A 22,147-nucleotide genomic window follows, 5' to 3' on the forward strand; every position below is an offset into this window, starting at 1 on the left:
GCTATACGTGCCGTCCGCCTGAACTATCGCAGTCACAGTTTGCGTGTTACCTGCGCTATCGGTAATGGTTAGCGTAACTGTGCTGCCAGGAGTGGCATCAGTGGTACCTGATAGGGTAGGCGTGGTGTCGTTATCAGTCGCTATGGTGTCGATAGTTATCGACGGTGCGGTAGTATCAATTTCGCCGATGGTGTCTGTGGTTGCTGTGTTGCCTGCTTCATCGGTAACACTGGCGTTAACCGTAAATTCACCCTCGGCTAATTCAGCAGGTACGTCAACGCTATAGGTGCCGTCCGCTTGCACAATAGCTGTGACGGTTTGAGTAACGCCTGCGCTATCGGTAATGGTTAGCGTAACTGTGCTGCCAGGAGTGGCATCCGTGGTACCTGATAGGGTAGGCGTTGTGTCGTTATCAGAATCTGGCAAATTAATGGTAATGGTTGGGGCGGTGGTATCAATTTCCCCTGTGGTATCAGCAGTTGCTGTATTGCCTGCTTCATCGGTAACACTGGCGTTAACGGTAAATTCACCTTCAGCTAGTTCAGCTGGCACATTCACACTATAAGTGCCGTCTGCCTGAACTATCGCAGTCACGGTTTGTGTATTGCCCGCGCTATCGGTGATGGTTAGCGTAACCGTGCTGCCAGGAGTGGCATCAGTGGTACCTGATAGGGTAGGCGTGGTGTCGTTATCAGAACCCGGTGCATTGATGGTAATTGAAGGGGCGGTAGCGTCAATTTCACCGGTGATAGAACTATTTGCAGTGTTACCTGTAGGTTCTAACACGGTAGCATCTACGGTGAACTCACCATCAGCCAGAGCATTTGGTACGTCTACGCTGAATGTGCCATCGTCTTGTACAATAGCCGTGACAATTTGAATATTCCCAGCACTGTCGGTAACGGTCAGCGTGACTGTACTGCCTGGAATTGCTGAAGTAATCCCCGATAGAGTAGGAGTGGTGTCGTTCGTCAAGCCTATCGCATCTAGGGTAAGTGAAATATCTTGTGCTTGCTCACCAGTGCCAGAAAACTCAACTGGCGTAATATCGTCGTCGCGATTTGTACTTTGATCGAACTGGAAACCCACTGGGTCGATTTTTTCGTTTATGCGGTCAACGCGCACAAAATTACTACCGCCGTCAGTACCAGCGCCGCCATCAAGGCCCGCTGCGGTTGCTTCTAGCGACTCTAAAATGTCTCCGTCACCAGCAAGCGCATCAAGGAAGTCAGCGTCACCTTCTTGGTTGTTACTGTCTATGCCGTCAATACCGTCAAGTAGTGCTGTTAGCTCATTGATACTCTCATCAAAAACACCAAATTCATCGTCAGAATTATTTTCAGTGAAATCTAATTGCAGCGGGAAAGTAACGCTTTGTCCGGCAGGAAGTGTGCGGAGTTCTCCATCTACACTTACGGTAACAAATCCATCAGCAGATACGGTTAATATGTCACCTTCGGCTACCGTCATATCTACAGTGACGTTGACAAGCTCACCCGTTTCAACACGTACTAAAGAAGCCTTGCCGTTTACTTCTGCAATGATTACTTCAGCCATAATTTCCTCTCAACCGATAAATTTTCACGCTATACAAAAAGCGTAGCAGGGCTTTTCTATCCCGTTACCGGACCGTAGTACGGGTGGCACATATCCTTTGGTATAAAACCTAGGTAGTTCCCCCTAATTTGTTAATAATTAGTCTATTAATTGGATGCTAGGTTTGCACAATTACGCACAGCGTCTACTTTTCTAAGTAAGAAACCAAGCAAATGTTGCCGGTTTTTATTTAGTGAGATTTACATATGAATGTAATGGATTCAGTGCTTACCAAGATTGTAATTGGTGCAGTTGGCGCTGTCCTTGTTAACGCTGCCGTCGCGCAGAGCAATGGAACTAATGCTTCGTCAGTCAATTTGGAAGACTATGTTCGCAAGGTGGTAAATGAAAATCCAGAAGTGCAAGCCAGTTGGCGACAACTTCAAGTAGCAATGTCAGATGTTGATATCGCGCGGGGTGGATTTCGCCCGCAAGTAGATGTATTGGCATCGAGCGCATATAGCGATAGAAATTATGGGTTAGATCGAGAATACATGGGGCATACTGGGCAAATTACGCTAACCCAAATGCTATACGACGGCTTTTTGACAAGCAGTGAAGTAAAGCGGTTCAAGCAAGCGCAAGTTGTCCGCTTTTTCGAACTAATGGGTGAAATTGAGCAGAAGTCTCTAGATACATCTCTAGCTTATATGGACGTGCAGTTGTTCCGGGAGCTTCTAAAGCTCGCTGAAGAAAATTTGATTACTCACGTAGATGTATTCAAACAAATTGAAGAGAGTGTTGAGGCAGGTGTCGGTCGCAGAGCTGACCTAGAGCAAATCAGTGGTCGTCTTTCTCTCGCCGAGTCTAACGTGCTTACTGAACTGTCTAATTTGCACGATGTTACCGCTCGCTTTTTACGGTTGGTGGGCGAGAAGCCCGCGAACAACTTGCAGCCGGTAACGTTAAACTCTGCCTATGTTGATGCAAGTGTTACAGATATTCAAACCTTACTCACCAGTGCATACGGCACCAATCCTCAGTTCAACGCTGCTATTTACAATATAGATGCACAACGTTATGCGGTTGATAGCGCAAGAAGTCTTTACCACCCTCAGGTAAACCTGACCGCAAGTTATGGTGCGCAAACTCGAGATCAAGCTGCATTAAATAATACCATTACCGAGGCGAGCGTTGGCGTTAATTTTTCTTATAACTTGTATAACGGCGGTTCGGACCGCGCAGCGATTCGACAAGCATTGTCGCAGGTTGATTTAGCAAAAGACTTGCGGGACAAAGCCTGTATCGATATGAGACAAACGGTACAAATTGCTTATAACGACATTATCAATATTGCTGAGCAGCTACCCTCACTGAATGCCCACCGCCTGTCTTCAGACAGAGTAAAGTCTGCATACATGGATCAGTTTACTATTGGTGAGCGTTCTCTATTAGACTTACTCGATTCCGAAAACGAGTACTACGAATCAAGTCGCGCGTATTTAGAGGCGCAATATACTCTGGAAAAAGCTCGCGTAAGACTGCTTGCAGCTTCTGGGAGCTTGGCGAATACATTAGGGATCACAAAAGAAGGCGTGCCTGATGTATTAGACAAAGCAGAGCAAAATATTACTTATGATCCCAACTACGTCTGCCCAGCCGTTCGCACCAACTTTGAAGATGAGTTGAATATACTCAAACGCGACACAGATGGCGACGGCATTGTGGATTTGTGGGACGACTGCGCCGATTCAACACCAGGTGCCATGGTCGATGACTTTGGTTGTGAAGCCAAAGAGCCTGAGATAGTGCCAGAACCAGAATCACGCGCTGCAGATTTTACGTTAGATAATGCGAAGATAATCGATTCGTTTAAGGTCAATATTGAGTTTGCGTCTAACTCTACCGAGGTTTTGCCTAAGTACGAAAATTCGCTTCAAGACGTTATCGAAGCACTAAACAACGACCCAAGCTCAGGAGTGATAATTCACGGTCATGCCTCTTTAGATGGAGATGCAGCTTACAACCAACGCTTGTCTGAACGCAGAGCAAAAGCTGTAGCGTCGTTGCTGATGACCAAAGCAAATATAGAAGCTAGAAGAATTACTGCGGTTGGTTACGGAGAGAGTCGTCCGCTGGTTGATGAAGAATCAGACTTGGCAAACGCCCGTAATCGCAGAATTGAAGCGGCTATTATCCAGCTTCCTTCTAACGAATAGTGATGTGTAGGCTTATATGAAGGAAAAGAGGGTCGTAGACGACATATCCTATTTAGAACAGCAAGGAGGCGTATTGATGGATTGCTTAATGACCATCTGTCATGCGCACCATTTAAAAGTATCTCGAGTTAGCCTGCTAAGTGGCCTTCCCTTGGATAACGGCGAACTCTCGCCCACAGGGTTTGACCGTGCGGCAAAGCGAGCGGGGCTCGCCAGCAGAACAGTTAAACGGGATTTAGACCATGTCAACACTGCATTATTACCCGCAGTTTTAGTATTAAACGAAAAACAGGCCTGCGTGCTTCACGGTATTGACCATTCCCATGCAAGGGTTTCGTATCCAGAACTGGATGATGCCGTAGTCGAAATTCAAAGAGATGACTTAGCCGCCCGTTATACGGGATACATCATATTTGTCCGTCCAGAGATGCGCGCGCATGAAACCAATGCTCAGATTGATAAGTCATCGGTAGGTCATTGGTTGTGGTCATCTATAAAATCAGCAAAAGGGTTATATCGCGATGTACTGTTAGCCTCTGTTTTTATCAGTCTGCTTTCCATTGCTTTGCCTCTGTTTGTGATGAATGTGTACGACAGGGTAGTTCCAAATGCGGCACTTGAAACCTTATGGGCGCTGGCCATCGGCGTGCTTTTAGTTCTCGCCGCAGATTTTTTACTGCGCATGCTAAGACAGTATTTTGTTGAGCTGGCAGCGAGCCGACTGGATGTCACCTTATCTGCAAAAATTATGGAAAAAGTCCTGTCTATTAATTTGGCAAACAAACCTGCTAAAAGCGGTTCGTTTATAAACAGCTTGCAGTCGTTTGAAAGCATTCGGCAGTTTTTTGGCTCTGTAACTCTGGTGGCATTGGTTGATTTGCCCTTCGGGCTCTTGTTTGTGGCTATTATTGCCATGATTGATATTTATCTCATCATTCCTATTCTTATTGGCGCCACCGCGCTCTTCCTTTACGCCATGAAAGCACAGCGCGTAATGCGGTCTCTGTCAGAAGAATCAATGGAAATCAGTTCTCGTAAAAGTTCTCTCGTTACTGAAAGCGTCACTTCTTTAGAAGACATAAAAGCATTTGGTTACCAGAGCCGAAACCAAAGTGCGTGGGAAAAACAAACAATCTTTCTTGCCAAAGTTAATGCAAAGCTGCGTCTGGTTTCAATGTCGGTTAACAACGCAGCACTTTGGGTTCAGCAGTCAGTTGGCGTCGTCATCATCCTAACGGGCGTTTACCTCATTATAGAGGGTGTGATCACTCAAGGTGGATTAATTGCCGCCTATCTTTTATCAAGCCGCGCCATGGGGCCGGTCTCTCAAGCTGCGGCTCTATTGGCACAATATCATCACGCAGAGACGGCAAAAAATGCCCTCGACGACATTATGTCGTTGCCGAGTGAGACAGGCAGTAACAAGCAAATAAAAAGTAATGTTGTGCTTAAAGGGAATATAGATGCTTGTCAGCTATGCTTTAAATACCCAGACGAAACAGTATTGGCGCTTAAAGACGTTAATTTCTCGATAAAACAAGGTGAACACGTAGCTATTTTGGGGAAAAACGGATGCGGAAAATCAACGCTGAATAAATTGCTTATGGCTTTTTACCGCCCTGAATCGGGTCAGTTACTTATGGACGGTATCGACCTGCAGCAATACGACCCAACACTACTTCGTAAACAAATAGGCTATGTGCCGCAAGACGTCAGCCTTTTCTACGGTTCATTGAAAGACAATATTATGTCTCAAGATTTAGGTATCGATGAAAGTGACTTTTGGGAGGTACTGACCCAGTGTGGTTTGGCCAAGCTTGTTAACGGTAATGCCAATGGGGTAGATCAAAATGTAGGTGAGCGAGGTAGCTTACTTTCTGGTGGCCAGCGACAAGCAGTAGCGATGGCCAGAGCCATAGTGCGAGACCCTGCAATATATATCATGGATGAACCTACCTCAGCCATGGACTCAACTAACGAAGCGCAAATGAAGGAAACCATAAAAGCTGCCACAGCAGGCAAAACACTGATCATCAATACCCATCGAACAACCTTGCTCGACCTTGTTGAGCGTGTGATTGTTGTCGAGAACGGAAAAGTCATCGCTGACGGTAAAAAGGAAGACGTACTTGTTCAATTTAAACAGCCAAGTCAAAAGCTTAAGAGGGCGCCATGATTTCTAATAGTGGTGGTGAGAAAAAAGACTGGTTGCAGCGATTAATGCGAGGTTGGCTAGCGCCGCCTCCAGGTCAGGATTGGGTATTGGAAGCCGAGTGGTCACGGATAATGCAAACCCCTGTGAAAGCCCGTGGTCTCTTGTATCTGGTGACGCTAGTTTTGTTACTCTTGGTGATATGGTCGTATTTTGCAGAGATTGATGAAGTGGCAAAAGGCGATGGGAAAGTTATACCGTCGCAGCAACTACAGGTTCTCCAATCCTACGACGGAGGAATTGTACAGGATATATTAGTACGAGAAGGGCAAACGGTTGAAGCTGGGCAAGTGTTATTAAAGGTTGATCCTACCCGCTTTTTGTCAAGCCTTGAAGAAAACACAACCCAGTTTGCGGCGCTGGCGGCGAAAGTGCAGCGCTTATCTGCGCTTACCCAAGGTGACGTATTGCGGTTTAATCGAGAGCTACGCGAACGGGCACCAACTGTCGTTGATAACGAACGCAAGCTCTACAATTCCAACTTGGCTGAGCTTGATGAAGTCGCAGCAGGATCGGATTCTCGTATTATGCAACGCCGTCAAGACGTGGAAGAAGAGCGAGCGAATCTTTCCCAGTATCAAAACGTTTTGTTCCTCTCAAAGAAAGAGCTCTCTGTGACCAAGCCATTACTTGCATCAGGCGCTGTTTCGGAAATTGAAATTCTTCGTTTAGAGCGTCAAATAGTAGAGCTAGAGGGAAACATCGCCAAGTCCAAGGTAGCGATTGAGCGTGGACTAAACGCCATCGAAGAGGAAATTATTAAGAAGGAAGAAGCACGCCTTAAACTCGTTAACCGATGGAATCAAGAATTGACCGAAGCCACCGCTGAAATGGCGACGTTGCAGCAGTCTCAAACCAGTTTGGAAGATGTCGTGTCGCAAGCGGCGCTAAAATCACCGATTAATGGCACGGTACAGCGGTTGCTAATCAATACCATTGGGGGCGTTATCACCCCCGGTAGCGCTGTTGTAGAACTCGTCCCTCAAGATGACCAACTTATTGTTGAGGCAAAAGTCTCGCCTAAAGACATTGCGTTTATTCGAGAAGGGCAGCAGGCTATCTTAAAGTTCAGTGCTTATGACTTTACTATTTATGGTGGTATGTCTGCTGAAGTTCAACACATCAGTGCCGATGCTATCACTAACGAAAAAGACGAAACTTATTACCTAGTAAGACTTGAGACGAAGAAAAGCATTGCGAATGAGGCGTTAGAAATACTGCCTGGAATGATTGTACAGGTAGACATACTGACGGGTAAGAAAACGGTGCTTAATTATATTTTATCCCCCCTTTTCAATGTGACAGCTTCTGCACTGCGAGAGCGTTAATGAGAAATTTCATTGCAGAAAAAGACTTGCAAGGGGCGCTAGCACGGTATTCGTGGACTAGTTACAGTCGAGTTGAACAGCTAAATTGTGATAAAAGTGATTGTATCTGGATATTGGCGAGTAATGATAATTGGCGTCAGCGGCTCATTGGCGCTAAGCAGAAAGTCGACAATATCGCCTTACTCACTTACAAGTATGATCGGGTAGAAATGCAAACGGCACTAATGATGGGCGCTAGAGCATATTGTCATGCGCTAGCGACGCAATCTTTACTGGCCTCGGTGACACGTGTTCTTGAAGCGGGGGGCATATGGTTACCAAGTGAGCTGCTCGCTGTGTCTGTATCAAATGTAGCCGCTAATAGACAAACGGGGCGTGTTATCCCCTCGCTACAAGGGCTAACCAACAGAGAAAAAGATGTGTTAAATGGTATATTAGAGGGCTTGAGTAACAAAGAGATAGCGAGAGCGCATGGAATTACCGAGCGCACCGTTAAGGAATATGTTGGTACGCTACTACTCAAATTTGAGGCAAAAGATCGAATCGGTCTATTACTCGAACTCGGCGAGTTTAGTCATCTAAAAGATGCTCTATGACCTCAATGTGAGATACCACTCCATCAATACCTAGTTCTATAAATAAAGCTTTATGGTCTGGGCGTTTAACGCCATCTGCGTACACGCTGATGCCAAAAGTATGAGCTAATGAACAAAAACCTCTGATAAACGCGTGGTTGGCTGGGTTAAATTCGATGTCAGTCATAAAGGCAGAATCAATTTTCACATAATCTAAACCTAGCTCTTGCACGTTCAATAATTGTGAGAAAGACTCGCCTACACGCTTAAGGCCAACCTGGCATTCTCTGGCTTTAAGAGCGTTACAAAACGCTTTAAATTCATTTGGGAAACGGTTAGCGGTAGATTCTCGTACTTCGAAGCACAGTTGCGTTGCCACCTTTTTATCCGCGTCTAATCGAGCGTAAAGTTGCGATAAAAGTGCAGAGTCAACTAATAACTGCTCAGAGCAAAGAAACGCATACTTGGATATCGCTTCGGAATATTTAATGGTATCCATTAGGTGAGTGATAGTCGTCAACTCTAATTGAGGTAATAGCCCTAGATAACGTGCCCAATGAGCATAATAGCCATTTTTTCGCAGCTCACCGTCTACATTTACGCCTGCCCAGCATTGGTAATGAACAAGATGTCGGTTCACATCAAGAACAGGGTAGTTAAAAGTTTCAACATCCTGGTTTTCAATAGCGTGTTTTAGATCATGTTCCCACCTTTTCTCTTCGACTAAACTATTATCTGTATTAAGTATGGCTTCTATAAAAGGCTCAGTCCTATTCGTTGTCTCTGCTTCGTCGAGCATTGCATCTGCTCTCATTAATGCGTCAGAAAAACTATCATCAGAGCGCAGTTTTGTTACTGATTGAAAGACTTTTGGGTCTCCTTCATAACAAAATGCACTTAAGCAAGCACCGTGAAGAGCATTAGATATCTCGGCAGTATTGTGAGCTTCAGTGAGAAGGATGGCAAACTCGTTCTTTTGCATCCTTGCTACTCGGCTATCGCTGAAAAGATGATGATGAAGTGTGAGGCTATCATTGATTTCTGCTATGAAATCGCGAATTCTCTTTTTGCGAATATTAGCTGGAGAGCGAAGGAAGCCATTTCCTTCGGTGAACCTCATGAAGAACAAGCAGTTAACGCCCTCAGAATCACGAAAGGCGAGTTGACCTTTTAGTATGGAAATAAAATAGTCTCTGTTTGCTAAGCCCGATTCATCGTCAAACTGAGTGCGATAGCGCAGAATATCAAGCCGCGTATTTTCTTCCTCCATGATTTTCTTGGAATTTGCTGCTAAGAAATTCATTGCGCGAACTACCCGCTTTAGCTCGAGTGTTCGCGGTTCCGGTAGTTGGACAAAGCGCATTTTTTGGAATGATTCAGCTTGAGCAACCACGCCGTTGAGTGGGCGTATAATAAAACGGAGTGCCCATCCTCCGATAATACCGGTAATAAGTCCCAGAAGGGACAGCCCGATAATAAGTCGTTGAGTGGCGCGCCACATTGAAGCGACAGCAAAGCTCGTGTCCGTCTCAACGTAAACCGTGCCATATTGTCCCCAGCCTTCGCTTACTTGCGCAATACCCAGTTTTACATCAGGTGCAAAATTCTTTGCGAACCATGCAGGCGTATCTGCATTTATTTGTTCTTTATTACGATGAGCTGACACTATTTCGCCATCCGCCTTTTGCAGAACTATCGAAGCATAGTGGCCAATATCAAATTGAGACATGATGAAAAGATCTAGAGAAACGGAGTCCTTATCAAGGCCGCTCAAAGTAAGTGCAAGCATGCTGGCATTATCCACGTTTTTTGAATAAAGCTGCTCTTCTACGTATTGCTTCGTGGTGAAAGCATGAATAGACACGCTACCCGCAATTGCAACAAGGACAACGACTAAAATCGCTAGCCATAATTCTCTTGTTATTGACATAAATATTTATGACCTTCTGCTAATCCCTTCTTTCTTCATACGCTCAATAACATCTCGCCACCGTGACAGTCTGCTTGTTGACGATGAAACTTGCGTTTTTTGACCGGGTTGCCAAATACCTGAGTCATTGAAACTAAATACAGGTATGAGGTCAGTTCGTTGAGAGCCGGGTAAAACGTTCGACACTAAACTATCTAGCACTAGAGGATCTGATGAAGGGGAGTCATAGTATCCTAAAACCATGTGCGCTTGCGTTACTCGGCTTCTACCGATTTTTGCCTTAACGTAAATTAACCGAAGTTTAGCACTATCAACACCTAAGTGTAGCAGAGCTATATACTTTGCAATGGCGTAATCCTCGCAATCGCCGCGCGAATGACCAAAAAGTTCAGATGGCGTAGCCCAATAGTCCTTTTCATTAAATACGACATCGTCGGTTGCATACTGGATATGTTCATCAAAAAAAGCATTTACGCCGATGAGCTGCTCATTAGTACTTTTATTTTCAAGACTGCTTAGGGTGCGAGCTAATGCCTCCACATCACGGGCTTTATCAGCACCAAATTTTTCGGTTACTTGCCTTTCAAGTTGAGAGAACTCAATAGTGTAATGCCGCTCGATTTGCTGAGCGGCCTGCAATAATGCGATAAGTGCTAAACAACTCGATGCGAGTAGATGAAAGGTCATAGATTAACAAAGTAGGTTATACGAAAGTCTAAAACAAGGTATCTCTCTTACCTTGAAGGATAAGTATGTAAAATAATACTTTGTTATAGATATAGCATGACGTTTGGCAGAAACCAAATTTCCTAATTAAGCGATTTAAAAAACTTTACCTACTTTTTAACTACAAAATCGCTATTTTGAATATTTGCCGTTATCCCTGCATCAGAGATGACTACTGATGAATTGCTAAACGCACTTTCTACGATAAATGTACCGGGGTAAAGCGAGTATTGGAGGTATTTCCTGCCGCGGTTATCTATGACTTCTTTTGCTTGGTAGAGATACATTTCATCTTTTTCAGAGATACCGTTGTCTCGGCCCAAAGAAACAGAAATACGATTGTCTACCACGTCAATTACTCTGCCTGTAATGGGCTGACAAGCGGTAGATTCTTTTATATCTTCTACCGCTTCACTTATTACACCGTCAATTGCCTGTCCATATCGCGATAGCCAAAAAGTTGATGAGAATTCATCAACATCTTCAAATCTATCAAATGTCCATTCTTCCTCTCCTTGGTAAGTTGAATTAAAAAGAAGTCCGCCATTGATTCCATCATATACTTGCAGCGACATGGAAAAAACGCGGTGAGGGACACTGTTACGCCACGGTGAGAAGAGAGAAGTACCTTTTTCCTTACTCATGCTTAAATCGTTGATTACACCAATGATGACAAACTGAGTATTACCTTGCGCCGCAAGCGTGCGTATATTTTGGTCGGTATAGCGGCTGTCGAATTTAGCAGTGTGAGGAGCAATATATGAAATTTTTAAGTTTTCACTTTGGTTTTGCATAGCGTCCGCAAATCGTTGAGTAAAAGCTTTGTCGAAATGAGGAATATTCCCTTGTGTTAATTGGGCTCTATTCCTTATTCTGAAATGGGTCGTCGCAAAGTGCTTTTCGTCATGTTGAGCAGAACAGATCTTTCCCTTTGGAAAAATGTCGGCTCTTACTCTAACGGTCACCACATCACCATTAAATATTTCATCAACAAGTTCAAGGTGCTCTACTTCGCCGGTAGAGCGTATGGTCATTTCTTCGTTCTCAAGTAAACCGTTTGTTAGCTTTGCAACACTTTGTACAGACGCGCCAGCAAAGAGCATTGCTTGTTTAAGTGCTTCTTGTGTAGCTGCTCGTTTAGCAGCTGATTTGTTACCATTTACGACAACAGCCTGTCCAGTGGCCTCATACCACGCGGCATGCGCTTGCCCAATAAAAAATGCTAGAAGGCAAACTAGCGCCACAGCGATATTAAAAATTCTTGCCAGTGTTGTTTTGCTAATGTGTTGCACCGCACACCTCTATTGTAGATAAGCTCATGCGTATGATTAAACCCCTTTGTTTCGTGAGAACTATGCGAGAACAGTGCCAAGTAATAACGCCATTATTCAGTTGATCAAAATAGGCGCATATATTGCTAGTCCTTACTGTTAATAAGGCTGCTAGTTAGTTAGCCAACTATGTTGATTAAAGCATTACGTTAGATAGGGTGAGTAGACTGTGGCAGCGAAAGCAAACGCATTGACTACATGCTCGTTAAATAACGGTTACACATAGGTAAGGCTAAGGCCGGTCGACGTCCTTAGCTCAAGGTTGCAGGGTTCGTGATTTTTGCTAGATAAAATGCGACTCATCATTAATAGATTAGCGATGCAAGTTGAGGTTTAAGCGTATGTATTTGCGTAAATTGAAAAAATCTAAAGTTATTATTCAAGCGGCTGTTCTTGGTTTAGTGCTTGGCGCTGGCGGCTGTGGCATCGTTGATAAGCATGTTGAGTGGGAAACTGTTGAGCCTGATTCTTACCCTGTTTTGAAGGCTGTTGGGTACGCGCCGATTTCCTCCCAACAAGGTGACAGTGACAGTGTGAAACTTATTATGGCCATGAAAGCGTCAAAATTAGATGCATATCGAGAGCTCACCGAGCAGGTGTATGGTCAAAAAATTGAAGGGAGTCAGTCTGTATCTGGCCTTGTTGTAGACAGCGAAAACTTACGCTCCTCTGTTGAAGGAATTATAAGAGGCGCAGAAGTTGTCAAGGCATATCCGGTAGGAGAAGACACCTATGTAACTGAGCTTTCTCTCGACATGCAGCAGGTTTACAACATTTATCTGTCTACGGCTAAACCAAGAAGAGTAAAAGACGTTAAGTATTACTAGGGCGTGTATGTTAAGACGCTGTGACGAAAAGTAGAAAGTGGGGGGCGTGAAGTGCATTACCCCACTGAACAGAGATTCTCTCAACCAGCACACATATCGTAGATGAGAAAGCTATGCCTAGGCGCTGACGCCTGACCCAAGCGTACCACCCTTGGGCTTGCCTTTTTTGTCATAGGTGAGCGATTCTTTCGCGCGAACTTCCATCATCAAATTGCGTAAATGTGTGAGGCGCAGCTGTCCTTGCTCTACGGCTTTTTGATTGATTTGTGTTCGATACTTACAATCGTCGAGAAGACGGTTCGCTTGTTCCATCAACAGCTCGTCATTGTCTGACAACGACCCTTTGTCGCGAATAATATGCTCAATTTGCCCATCGAGCGTTTGTATATCAGATAGCAGCTGCGTCTTCTCATCAAGCAGGTTCATTAACGACTCTGCATCGCGAGAACTGATCAACTGAAGCTCTTTTTCAAGCAAAGTAACAAGCGTAGAGAGTTGCTCTACCTGCTTGGTAATCGCTTGTGTTGTTTGGCTGCTATGTTCTGTCACACGTCTTCTCTGTTTTTTGTCTAGCGCGATTATTTAGTACTAAAAATTTCTGATTCCAACTTAGCTATTTTATTCGCAAGTACCTCAGGGTTAACTTTGTAATCGCCGCTTTGAATTGCTTTCTTAAGGCGATCGACTTTTTCCTGATTCACAGGTGCTTCAGAACCTTTTTTCTGCACCTGACTAAGTTGCTGTGCCGATTGAGTCAAAGAAACAGAATCCTGACGTGGAGCAGGAGCGGTCTGCGCAGTTTGCGCCGAAGCTTGTTGCTGAGATTGTTGCGTCTGGTTTTGCTGCGCAACCTTCCCATTGTCAATAGGTGTTTTAGGTAACCCATTGTTTATATTGTTAATTGCCATTTTAAGTCCTCACTACCTTTTTTGCCTCAGTTTAGTTATCGGCCTTTTGGCAAATTTCTTTAGCAAAATTATGCACAAAAAAGTAGAAAATAACCGGGCCTTTTACAAGTGTATCACGACTTCTTCAGGGCTCGCGACTCTTGCAATAATCGCCCTATTGCTACTGGCATTTAAAACTTTAATGTTGTCACCTACAACGCCGTCTTGTTGGGCAATACCGGCAGTCTTAACTTCCATTCCTGCAATTTCTGCAGTAATCGTTATTCTATCGCCTTTACACACGAAGCATAGCATATTTGATTGAATAGCTTGGCCATCTGTCACTCTTCGTTTCATTCTTGCACCGATAAGTCCATCCATGTCGGTAAATGCGGTGTGGCGCAGTCGTCTTATGTCTACTTTAGCCAGCGCTAAATTTGATGATGTAAGCACCGTTCCCGGGCTTACTGCGCCTTGTGTAACTACTATTTCCTTCGTGCGAGTCACTTGACCACTAGTAAATAAGTACCAGTCGTTATTTTGGCAACTAACTCGAACTGAAATATAGGACTGGCTCAGTGCTTCTTGGGAAACATGGTATTCAAAGCCTGTTGGACAATTGGGAATATTTATCCGATCGTCTATCTTCACAACATCGACATCAATGTTAGTATCCTGCGCATTATCAGTAAGCTGAGCCAAAAGATAATGTCTGGCGCCTTGTTCTACTTTTTCGTGATTAGACAGTGCTGCTAGGCAGCTCGTTGAACATGCTCCAAGCAACACAAACGAAAGCAATCGGGTAAGCAACAGGTATATTTTTTTGTTTATTCGTTTCATCATGACTTTTCGTGTTCAGTTTATGAGTTTTTGGCTATGCTTAAAAACATCAGTCCAGCGACACATTGGATTAAATCGTAAAGCGCGTATTGAAGTTCAATATGCGCTGATTCCATGGCAGGTATAACAACTCAACGAAGGTTGAGATTACTAAACACACTAAAATGACACCAAGCGTCATTTTTCTGTCGTTTGACCTGCAAAAATTTAGTGATATTGTCTATCTTTACTATCAGAGGCAATGATCATGCCCAGTATTTTTAGAGGTGACCTATGTCGGGTATTTTAGATTCAGTTAACCAACGAACTCAGCTCGTTGGACAGAATCGCTTAGAATTGCTGCTGTTCAGACTTAATGGCCGTCAACGCTTCGGCATTAACGTGTTCAAAGTACGTGAGGTGCTTCAATGCCCTCCTTTAACCGCAATTCCAAAGCTCAACCCGTTGGTTCGCGGGGTCGCGCATATCCGTGGGCAAACCATTTCGGTTATCGATTTAAGTATGGCCACTAAAGGCCGCAGAATAGAAGATATTTCTAATGCTTTTATCGTTATCGCTGAATACAACCGCTCTGTACAAGGCTTTTTGGTTGGTGCTGTTGAACGGATTATCAATACAAACTGGGATGCGATTATGCCTCCTCCACAAGGAACTGGCCGCGCCAGCTACTTAACGGCGGTGACAGAGGTAGAAAATGAACTTATTGAAATTCTCGATGTAGAGAAAATACTAAACGAGATTTCACCTCTTAACGCAGAGGTAAGTGCAGAAGTGGCCGAAGGGCTAACAACCGAAGGTCAAGAAAATAAAATAATCTTTATTGCCGATGACTCATCTGTGGCGAGAAACCAGGTTAGAAAAGCACTTACATCCCTTGGGCTTGAAATAGAGCTTGCTAAAAATGGTCTGGAAGCATTAAACAGGTTGAAAGAAATTGCAGAGGAATATGGCGACGTTACCAAACGTGTTGGTGTTTTAGTCTCAGATATTGAGATGCCGGAAATGGATGGTTATACCCTCACTGCGGAAATAAAAAATACGCCTGAATTGCAAAAGCTGCACGTTGTTCTCCACACCTCATTGAGTGGCGTGTTCAACCAAGCAATGGTTCAAAAAGTGGGCGCCGATGATTTCATCGCTAAATTTCACCCTGATGAACTGGCTACCGCGGTACAAAAATGGCTGATGACAGAGTGCGAATAACGGAGCAATATAGGATTGGCTAATAAAGACGTTTCGCCAGCAAGCTACTTGAAGTTCAGGGAGTTCTTAGAGAAGCAATGTGGGATAGTGCTTGGTGAAAATAAGCAGTACCTCGTTCGCAGCCGACTAGCTTCTTTACTTTACAAGCACAAGTATGAATCCGCTGATGAGTTGATTGACGTCGTGGTTCGCGGGTTTGACAGAGCGTTGCTTCAAAGCGTAATTGATGCGATGACCACCAATGAAACACTGTGGTTTCGCGACAACTATCCCTTTGATCTTCTTGTGAATAACTTGCTTCCCTCACTTTCATCTAAGAATCAGAGGATCCGCATTTGGAGTGCCGCGTGTTCTTCGGGACAAGAGCCGTATTCTATTGCCATGTCTGTTCTTGAATATCAACGACAGCGACCCGGCGCTCTGAGAGCTGGTGTTGAAATTGTTGCTACCGATTTATCATCGGAAATGCTGCAAAAATGCGAACTTGGACTTTATGACGAACTATCTCTTGCCAGAGGTTTATCGCCTCAGCGTAGACAAGCCTTTTTCCAACAAGGCGACAACGGCATGATGCAGGTTAAACCTGAAGTACGTCGCATGGTGACATTTAGAAGTCTTAACTTGCTTACAAGCTATGCTGCGCTGGGCCGTTTTGATATCGTTTTTTGTCGCAACGTGTTGATTTACTTCTCGGCTGACGTAAAACAGCGCATACTGCAACAAATTGCCGGGCAACTGCAGCCTGAAGGCATACTTTTCCTTGGCGCTTCCGAGTCAATTAGTGCTGCGAGCTCTACCTATAGTATGGTCAAGTGTCACCCTGGACTCTACTACCAAAAAAAATGATCTAACTTAGGGGTTTGAATATCCAAAGTTTTTTTTGGTTAGTTCGAACCCTCTTCCTCAAAATTCCCGTCAAAAAATCATTATGGCATTTGCCTTGCTAACTATTTTCACAAACGACAGTTAAACGAAAATAAGCGACGCCGTATTTTCCTTATATTGTCATCATGAAATGTTTTAAGTAAGTCAGAGGTCATTGTATGGCTATAAACCTAGATAAACTGGTTGGCTTTCACGAGTCAGCACTAAAGATACGCACAGAGCGTATGGAAGTGATTTCAGGGAATCTAGCGAATGCGAATACGCCTGGATACAAAGCGCGGGATATCGACTTTAACAAGGCGATGCAGTCTGCAATGCAAGAGGCATCAAGCCATTCATCTAGTCGTGCTTCTTCTGGCTTAGTGCGGACAAATGATCGCCACTTAAGCGGCAATCCTTCGTCTGTAGCGGCAAACTTTGACATGCAATATCGCGTGCCAACTCAGCCAGATACCGGAGACGGCAATACGGTGGAAGTGCAAGCGGAAAGAAATCGATTTTTAGACAATGGATTGCGCTACCAAGCCAGCCTCGAATTTTTAAATGGAAAAATCAAAGGCATGAAAAAAGCGCTTAGCTCAGGAGGTCAATAGTCATGAGTTTATTTAACGTAATGCAAATTTCGAGCACGGGTATGGAAGCCGAAAACGTACGCCTAAATACCACGGCCAGTAATATTGCCAACGCAAACTCGGTCAGCAGCAGCTATGACGAGACATACCGAGCACGTCATCCTGTTTTTGCTACAGCGTTACAAGATGCGATGCGCGATCAGTCAAAAGGTGCGGGTGTTCAGGTGAAAGGTATTGTTGAAAGCGATGCTCCGCTTCAAGTTGAATACGCACCCAACAACCCAATGGCAGATGAGAATGGCTACATCTATAAGCCTAACGTTAATATTGTGGAAGAGATGGCAAATATGATGTCTGCATCTAAAGCCTATGAAACAAATGTTCAGGTAGCTGATACAACAAAACGCATCTTTCGTCGCGTATTGCAGCTTGGTCAAGGGCAATAATTAGCCGCATGAATTTTGTGAGGATTAATCAGTGAATACTATAAACAACACCGGCTTAAATACTGACATGTATTGGCAGGAAGAAACCGTCAAAATTGCCGATGGCACCGAGCAACAGCTTACGCAGGAAGACTTTTTCTCGATGCTTACAGAGCAGCTTGCCAACCAGGACCCCACTGCGCCAGTAGACAATGACCAAATGGTGGCGCAAATGACATCGTTCACGATGGCTGATGGCATATCCCAACTTAATGAAAAATTCGAGTCGTTTGCTGCTTCAATGACCTCGAATCAGGCGCTCCAAGCATCTAGTCTGATAGGTCAGAACGTGCTTGTTCAAGGCAATGTTGGCTTCATGGCCTCTGAAGGAGACGGTTTGTCGGGTGTGGTTGTGAACGAAAAGACGGTTCAAAACATGACGATAAGTATCGAAAACCAATTTGGCGAAGTAATTAAAACCATTGACGCAGGTACGCAAAGTGCTGGCAACATTGAGTTTGAATGGGACGGCAAAGATAAACATGGCAATTTAATGGCTCCTGGTGAATACGTTATCAGTGCCACCGGAGAGCTAAATGGTGAAGGTGTTCAGTTAAACACTGCAGTTAATCGTCATGTTGGAAGTGTAAGTTTGGCAAATAGAGGCCAAGGGGTAATTTTAAATTTGGATGGTGATGTCAGTATCAATCTTGATGACGTCATTCAAATCGGCAGTTAGTAGGAGAATCAATAATGTCTTTTAATATTGCACTGAGTGGCGTTTCAGCCGCACAAAAAGATTTGGACGTAACAGCCAACAACATCGCAAACGTAAACACGGTTGGCTTCAAAGAGTCTCGTGCTGAATTTGGTGATGTTTATGCAGCATCTCTTCTTGCAGGCGGCAAAACAAAAGTGGGTGATGGTGTTTTAACTCAAGAGGTTGCTCAGCAGTTTTCACAAGGTAGTCTTCAGTTCACTAATACATCGCTAGATTTGGCGATAACCGGCAATGGCTTCTTTGCTACGGTGCCTGAAATTACATCGCGAGATTTCTCTTTCACGCGAGCGGGTCAGTTTAAATTAGACAGCGACAATTTCGTTGTAAATAGTAATGGTGACAACCTGCTCGGTTTTCCAGTTAACGCGGATGGTACTAGTGCCTCTGTTGCATTAAGTACGACAGAGCCAGTGCGTATTCCTGATTCTTCAGGTTCTCCGCAACAGACTGCAGAGGTAGATATTCGAATGAACCTGCCTGCTGGCGATGCAGGTTTAGATCCACAAGATTTCAATCCTGATGACCCATTGACGTACAACGCTGCTACATCAGTAACCGTATATGACTCGCTTGGTGATAGCCATGTAATGACCTATTACTTTATAAAAGATGGTGCAGCAGGTGTAGATAACGAATGGTATGTTGCCACAGCAATCGACGACACCCTTGTTGATATGACGGACTCTACTGGCGCAAATACCGATCCTGCTACAGCGGTTAATTCTGTTGGCGGTAATACGGGTAATGCAGTAACGGCATCTAAACTTATCTTCTCTCAAGGCGGTGATTTTTCAGGCATGGAGACTCCCGATGGATTGCCAACCTTAGACTTTAAAATGCAAACGGAAGCGCTGGGCGCAGGTATTCTGGCCAATGGTTCAGATCCAACGCAGCAGATTAGTATCGATTTTAACTTAGATGTTAATAATGCTACGCCAAACGAACCGACCCAGTTTGCATCAGCGTTCGAGGTCACGTCACTTGAGCAAGATGGTTTGCCAGTAGGTCGTCTTACGGGTATAGATATCGGTCCTGATGGTTTGGTCCGCGCTACGTTCTCAAACGGTACTTCTGAGCCCATCGTTCGTGTTGCGCTAGTTCGTTTCTCTAACGAACAAGGTCTGACGCAAGAGAGCAGCACTCAGTGGAAAGAGAGTATTCTATCAGGTGAAGCACTAGCGGGTGAAGCAACAACCGGAACGTTTGGTGAGATCAACTCGTCTGCTTTAGAGCAAGCAAATGTTAACCTGACTACAGAGCTAATTGATATGATCATTGCTCAACGTAACTTCCAGGCTAACTCGCGAGCCCTTGAGGTAAATAACTCATTGAACCAGACTATCCTTAACATTCGATAGTTAACGGCAAGCTTCAGAATCTGAGGCAATAAAGCGGCAATATTCAGGCGTGTAAATGCGCCTGAATATTGCCGCAAAATGACAGGTCGCAGCATCGCGGCCTTTTTATTTTTCTTTATATTTCAATTCAGTAACTTCCATCTTCTCCAATAGTGCTAAATATCAACAGATTGGCATTGCCTTTGCAAAATCTTGTTTAAGGTTTAATCAGAGTCAAAAGTCAGTCATGGACAAACTTCTCTACATTGCAGCAAGCGGCGCATCCCAAGACCTTTTAGGAACAGGGATTCGGGCCAACAACTTAGCCAATGCACAAACTACTGGTTTCAGAGCACAGTTAGAGCAGGCGCGCTCTATGCCAGCTTATGGCGAAGGCTTGCCGACCCGCGTTTTTTCTATAACAGAAAGCCCCTCAAATAATTATGAGTCGGGCCCAATGATTAAGACCGACCGCGATTTGGACGTGGCAATTCAAGGGGATGGCTGGTTTGCGGTTCAAGATGAAAACGGCCAAGAAGCTTATTCAAGAGACGGCAATTTTAAACTGGGCGACGACGGAATTTTGACAGACATTCACGATCGCGTAGTGCTTGGTGATAACGGGCCTATTTTCTTACCCGTTCCTTTAGACAACCTAAACATTGCCTCAGACGGAACGCTGTCGATGAGACAGTTAGGCGCACCAGCGAACGTTATAGAAGATGTGGGTCGCCTTAAATTAGTTAGCCCTAACTATGCAGATATGGAGCGAGGCAATGACGGCTTATTTCGCATGGAAGACGGCTCAATTGCGCCAGCTAGCGCCAACGTCAAAGTGATGTCCGGCATGCTTGAGGGCTCAAACGTGAACGCAGTTGAAGAAATGGTAGATATGATAAGTCTACAGCGTCATTACGAGCTTCAAGTAAAAGTAATGAAACAGGCTGAAGAGCTTGATACTCGCGGCAATCAATTGCTGCGAATCTTGTAATAGAATTTTTATCATCGTTGCCCCTTGAGCAACGTCGGAGGTTAACATGCATCCAGCATTGTGGATTAGTAAAACAGGCCTAGATGCCGCACAAACTGACGTGGCAGTGGTATCGAACAACCTTGCAAACGCTTCAACCGTGGGCTTTAAGAAAGATCGCGCGGTATTTGAAGATTTGCTTTATCAAAATATTAATCAACCGGGCGGGCGATCCTCTGCCGATACCGAATTACCTTCAGGCTTAATGCTAGGTTCAGGTTCTAAAGTTGTCGCTACGCAAAAAGCGCATACCCAGGGTAATCTATTAACCACTGAAAATGCCCTTGATATGTCTATTCAAGGCCGTGGTTATTTTGAAATACTCCAGCCGGACGGCACCATTGCCTATACAAGAAACGGTCAGTTCTCGTTAAATGACCAGGGGCAAATTGTGACCTCTGGCGCTGGCTTTTTACTTCAGCCTGAAGTCGCTATCCCAGAAGATGCTCAGCAAATTACGATTTCGCAAGATGGTGAAATTAGCGTAAGCATTCGAGGGCAAGCTGAACCACAGGTATTGGGACAGCTAAACATTTCAGATTTCGTTAACCCTACGGGTTTGCAGCCCACAGGACAAAACTTGTTTGTAGAGACGGCCTCTAGTGGAGCGCCGATTCAGGGCATTCCAGGTCTGCAAGGACTGGGATATATCTCTCAAGGCACGCTGGAGACCTCTAACGTAAACGTAACTGAAGAGTTGGTTAACCTAATCGAAAGTCAACGCTTGTATGAGATGAACTCAAAAGTTATCTCGTCGGTGGACCAGATGCTTGGTCAAGTTATTCAGCAACTTTAATGGGTAGTATCATGCGTATTCTAGGTTTATCTGTTGCTCTGCTCATTATTGGTGGCTGCGCCAGCACAAGTGAACCGCCTGTTCAGGCAAACGACCCGTCGTTTGCGCCAGTGATCCCAGATTACCCGCGTGAAACGGTGGTTGAAGACGGTTCGCTGTTTCGTTCACAGTTGGCAAACAATCTTTATTCGGATGTTACGGCCAGAAGAGTAGGCGATATTATTACCGTTACGTTAAGCGAGAATACGCAAGCCAGCAAATCTGCTGACACAAGCACAGCTAAAGACTCAAATGTAAACCTTAACCCTATTACCGGGCTAGCGGGTCAAGCAATCAATATCGGCGGCGAATCGATTCAGCTCGGAATAAGTTCGTCTCGCGATTTTAGCGGAGACGCAACGGCGAACCAAAGCAATAGCTTAAATGGCGCTATTTCGGTAACCGTGGTTGATGTGCTTCCCAATAGCAACTTAGTTATTCGCGGTGAAAAGTGGCTAACACTGAATCAGGGTGACGAATATATACGTTTGACCGGCATTATTCGTCCAGCCGACATCAGCCCCGAAAATGAAATTGTGTCAACCAAGGTCGCGAACGCGCGCATTCAATATTCGGGCACGGGAAGTTTTGCCCGAGCACAAGAAAAGGGATGGTTAACCAAGTTCTTTGATTCGGCTTGGTGGCCTCTTTAGGTTAAGGGTAGGAGA

The 22,147-nt window shown here is 44.7% G+C and carries 21 protein-coding genes; 14 read left to right on the forward strand and 7 right to left on the reverse strand.

Annotated elements, in window-relative coordinates:
- On the reverse strand, positions 1–1,557 hold a 1,557-nt coding region (locus GVO62_RS11570; protein WP_159119387.1), incomplete at its 3' end, for a retention module-containing protein.
- 245 nt (positions 1,558–1,802) lie between these two features.
- Between GVO62_RS11570 and GVO62_RS19650 the strand changes: the two genes are divergently transcribed.
- The 4 genes from GVO62_RS19650 (at position 1,803) to GVO62_RS11590 (ending at position 7,891) form a co-directional block, all read left to right on the forward strand.
- Positions 1,803–3,755 carry a TolC family outer membrane protein gene (locus GVO62_RS19650; protein ID WP_159119388.1) on the forward strand — a complete coding sequence of 651 codons (1,953 nt, stop codon included), beginning with the start codon at positions 1,803–1,805 and terminating at the stop codon, positions 3,753–3,755.
- A 76-nt stretch (positions 3,756–3,831) separates the two neighbouring features.
- Complete coding sequence (locus GVO62_RS11580) at positions 3,832–5,931, forward strand: type I secretion system permease/ATPase (RefSeq protein WP_159119487.1); 2,100 nt, start codon at positions 3,832–3,834, stop codon at positions 5,929–5,931.
- Positions 5,928–7,295, forward strand: coding sequence for an HlyD family type I secretion periplasmic adaptor subunit (locus GVO62_RS11585; protein ID WP_159119389.1), 1,368 nt, complete (start codon positions 5,928–5,930; stop codon positions 7,293–7,295). Before GVO62_RS11580 ends, GVO62_RS11585 begins: the two co-directional genes overlap by 4 nt.
- The gene (locus GVO62_RS11590) at positions 7,295–7,891 is read left to right on the forward strand and encodes a helix-turn-helix transcriptional regulator (RefSeq protein ID WP_159119390.1); all 597 of its coding nucleotides are present in this window, start codon (positions 7,295–7,297) and stop codon (positions 7,889–7,891) included. The genes GVO62_RS11585 and GVO62_RS11590 overlap by 1 nt, the downstream gene beginning before the upstream one ends.
- On the opposite strand, the gene GVO62_RS11595 is transcribed toward GVO62_RS11590, so the two are convergent.
- The 3 genes from GVO62_RS11595 to GVO62_RS11605 form a co-directional block, all read right to left on the reverse strand.
- Positions 7,866–9,800: a bifunctional diguanylate cyclase/phosphodiesterase gene (locus tag GVO62_RS11595; protein ID WP_159119391.1), complete on the reverse strand. Its 1,935-nt coding sequence runs from the start codon at positions 9,798–9,800 to the stop codon at positions 7,866–7,868. The two genes, GVO62_RS11590 and GVO62_RS11595, sit on opposite strands and share 26 nt — an antisense overlap.
- 6 nt (positions 9,801–9,806) lie before the next feature.
- Positions 9,807–10,487, reverse strand: a complete 681-nt coding sequence (locus GVO62_RS11600) for a transglutaminase-like cysteine peptidase (RefSeq protein WP_159119392.1) — start codon at positions 10,485–10,487, stop codon at positions 9,807–9,809.
- Between the two features lie 149 nt (positions 10,488–10,636).
- Positions 10,637–11,818 (reverse strand): flagellar assembly protein T N-terminal domain-containing protein, encoded by a 1,182-nt coding sequence (locus GVO62_RS11605; protein ID WP_159119393.1) that lies wholly within the window; start codon positions 11,816–11,818, stop codon positions 10,637–10,639.
- A gap of 380 nt (positions 11,819–12,198) precedes the next feature.
- On the opposite strand from GVO62_RS11605, the gene GVO62_RS11610 reads away from it, so the two are divergent.
- Positions 12,199–12,684: an LPP20 family lipoprotein gene (locus tag GVO62_RS11610; protein WP_159119394.1), complete on the forward strand. Its 486-nt coding sequence runs from the start codon at positions 12,199–12,201 to the stop codon at positions 12,682–12,684.
- A gap of 117 nt (positions 12,685–12,801) precedes the next feature.
- Here the strand turns inward: GVO62_RS11610 and flgN are convergent, their stop codons facing one another.
- The 3 genes from flgN to flgA form a co-directional block, all read right to left on the reverse strand.
- On the reverse strand, positions 12,802–13,233 hold the full coding sequence (flgN, locus tag GVO62_RS11615) for a flagellar export chaperone FlgN (RefSeq protein ID WP_105930256.1): 432 nt from the start codon (positions 13,231–13,233) through the stop codon (positions 12,802–12,804).
- Between the two features lie 29 nt (positions 13,234–13,262).
- Complete coding sequence (flgM, locus tag GVO62_RS11620; protein ID WP_105930255.1) at positions 13,263–13,592, reverse strand: flagellar biosynthesis anti-sigma factor FlgM; 330 nt, start codon at positions 13,590–13,592, stop codon at positions 13,263–13,265.
- Positions 13,593–13,694: 102 nt separating this feature from the next.
- The gene (gene flgA / locus GVO62_RS11625) at positions 13,695–14,414 is read right to left on the reverse strand and encodes a flagellar basal body P-ring formation chaperone FlgA (RefSeq protein WP_236547140.1); all 720 of its coding nucleotides are present in this window, start codon (positions 14,412–14,414) and stop codon (positions 13,695–13,697) included.
- 270 nt (positions 14,415–14,684) lie between these two features.
- Between flgA and GVO62_RS11630 the strand changes: the two genes are divergently transcribed.
- The 9 genes from GVO62_RS11630 (at position 14,685) to flgH (ending at position 22,132) form a co-directional block, all read left to right on the forward strand.
- The gene (locus GVO62_RS11630; protein ID WP_159119395.1) at positions 14,685–15,614 is read left to right on the forward strand and encodes a chemotaxis protein CheV; all 930 of its coding nucleotides are present in this window, start codon (positions 14,685–14,687) and stop codon (positions 15,612–15,614) included.
- 15 nt (positions 15,615–15,629) lie between these two features.
- On the forward strand, positions 15,630–16,460 hold the full coding sequence (locus tag GVO62_RS11635) for a CheR family methyltransferase (RefSeq protein ID WP_159119396.1): 831 nt from the start codon (positions 15,630–15,632) through the stop codon (positions 16,458–16,460).
- A gap of 197 nt (positions 16,461–16,657) precedes the next feature.
- Positions 16,658–17,092: a flagellar basal body rod protein FlgB gene (gene flgB, locus GVO62_RS11640; protein ID WP_159119397.1), complete on the forward strand. Its 435-nt coding sequence runs from the start codon at positions 16,658–16,660 to the stop codon at positions 17,090–17,092.
- A gap of 2 nt (positions 17,093–17,094) precedes the next feature.
- Positions 17,095–17,517, forward strand: a complete 423-nt coding sequence (gene flgC, locus GVO62_RS11645) for a flagellar basal body rod protein FlgC (protein ID WP_105930251.1) — start codon at positions 17,095–17,097, stop codon at positions 17,515–17,517.
- A gap of 31 nt (positions 17,518–17,548) precedes the next feature.
- Positions 17,549–18,235, forward strand: a complete 687-nt coding sequence (locus GVO62_RS11650; protein WP_159119398.1) for a flagellar hook assembly protein FlgD — start codon at positions 17,549–17,551, stop codon at positions 18,233–18,235.
- A gap of 14 nt (positions 18,236–18,249) precedes the next feature.
- Positions 18,250–19,635 (forward strand): flagellar hook protein FlgE, encoded by a 1,386-nt coding sequence (flgE, locus tag GVO62_RS11655; RefSeq protein ID WP_159119399.1) that lies wholly within the window; start codon positions 18,250–18,252, stop codon positions 19,633–19,635.
- Between the two features lie 226 nt (positions 19,636–19,861).
- Complete coding sequence (locus GVO62_RS11660; protein WP_159119400.1) at positions 19,862–20,605, forward strand: flagellar basal body rod protein FlgF; 744 nt, start codon at positions 19,862–19,864, stop codon at positions 20,603–20,605.
- A 46-nt stretch (positions 20,606–20,651) separates the two neighbouring features.
- Positions 20,652–21,440 carry a flagellar basal-body rod protein FlgG gene (flgG, locus tag GVO62_RS11665; RefSeq protein ID WP_105930247.1) on the forward strand — a complete coding sequence of 263 codons (789 nt, stop codon included), beginning with the start codon at positions 20,652–20,654 and terminating at the stop codon, positions 21,438–21,440.
- A gap of 11 nt (positions 21,441–21,451) precedes the next feature.
- A complete protein-coding gene (gene flgH, locus GVO62_RS11670; RefSeq protein ID WP_159119489.1) occupies positions 21,452–22,132 on the forward strand; it encodes a flagellar basal body L-ring protein FlgH in 681 nt (226 codons plus the stop codon).
- The last annotated feature ends 15 nt before the right edge of the window (positions 22,133–22,147 follow it).

It is taken from the genome of Alteromonas sp. KUL150, from assembly GCF_009811475.1.
Lineage (GTDB): Bacteria > Pseudomonadota > Gammaproteobacteria > Enterobacterales > Alteromonadaceae > Alteromonas > Alteromonas gracilis.

Bases quoted from the DNA above. Each gene is read 5' to 3' on its own strand.
- GVO62_RS19650 (WP_159119388.1), top strand. From the start codon at position 1,803: ATGAATGTAATGGATTCAGTGCTTACCAAGATTGTAATTGGTGCAGTT.
- GVO62_RS11580 (WP_159119487.1), top strand. From the start codon at position 3,832: ATGGATTGCTTAATGACCATCTGTCATGCGCACCATTTAAAAGTATCT.
- GVO62_RS11585 (WP_159119389.1), top strand. From the start codon at position 5,928: ATGATTTCTAATAGTGGTGGTGAGAAAAAAGACTGGTTGCAGCGATTA.
- GVO62_RS11590 (WP_159119390.1), top strand. From the start codon at position 7,295: ATGAGAAATTTCATTGCAGAAAAAGACTTGCAAGGGGCGCTAGCACGG.
- GVO62_RS11595 (WP_159119391.1), bottom strand. From the start codon at position 9,800: ATGTCAATAACAAGAGAATTATGGCTAGCGATTTTAGTCGTTGTCCTT.
- GVO62_RS11600 (WP_159119392.1), bottom strand. From the start codon at position 10,487: ATGACCTTTCATCTACTCGCATCGAGTTGTTTAGCACTTATCGCATTA.
- GVO62_RS11610 (WP_159119394.1), top strand. From the start codon at position 12,199: ATGTATTTGCGTAAATTGAAAAAATCTAAAGTTATTATTCAAGCGGCT.
- flgM (WP_105930255.1), bottom strand. From the start codon at position 13,592: ATGGCAATTAACAATATAAACAATGGGTTACCTAAAACACCTATTGAC.
- flgA (WP_236547140.1), bottom strand. From the start codon at position 14,414: ATGATGAAACGAATAAACAAAAAAATATACCTGTTGCTTACCCGATTG.
- GVO62_RS11630 (WP_159119395.1), top strand. From the start codon at position 14,685: ATGTCGGGTATTTTAGATTCAGTTAACCAACGAACTCAGCTCGTTGGA.
- flgB (WP_159119397.1), top strand. From the start codon at position 16,658: ATGGCTATAAACCTAGATAAACTGGTTGGCTTTCACGAGTCAGCACTA.
- flgC (WP_105930251.1), top strand. From the start codon at position 17,095: ATGAGTTTATTTAACGTAATGCAAATTTCGAGCACGGGTATGGAAGCC.
- flgE (WP_159119399.1), top strand. From the start codon at position 18,250: ATGTCTTTTAATATTGCACTGAGTGGCGTTTCAGCCGCACAAAAAGAT.
- GVO62_RS11660 (WP_159119400.1), top strand. From the start codon at position 19,862: ATGGACAAACTTCTCTACATTGCAGCAAGCGGCGCATCCCAAGACCTT.
- flgG (WP_105930247.1), top strand. From the start codon at position 20,652: ATGCATCCAGCATTGTGGATTAGTAAAACAGGCCTAGATGCCGCACAA.
- flgH (WP_159119489.1), top strand. From the start codon at position 21,452: ATGCGTATTCTAGGTTTATCTGTTGCTCTGCTCATTATTGGTGGCTGC.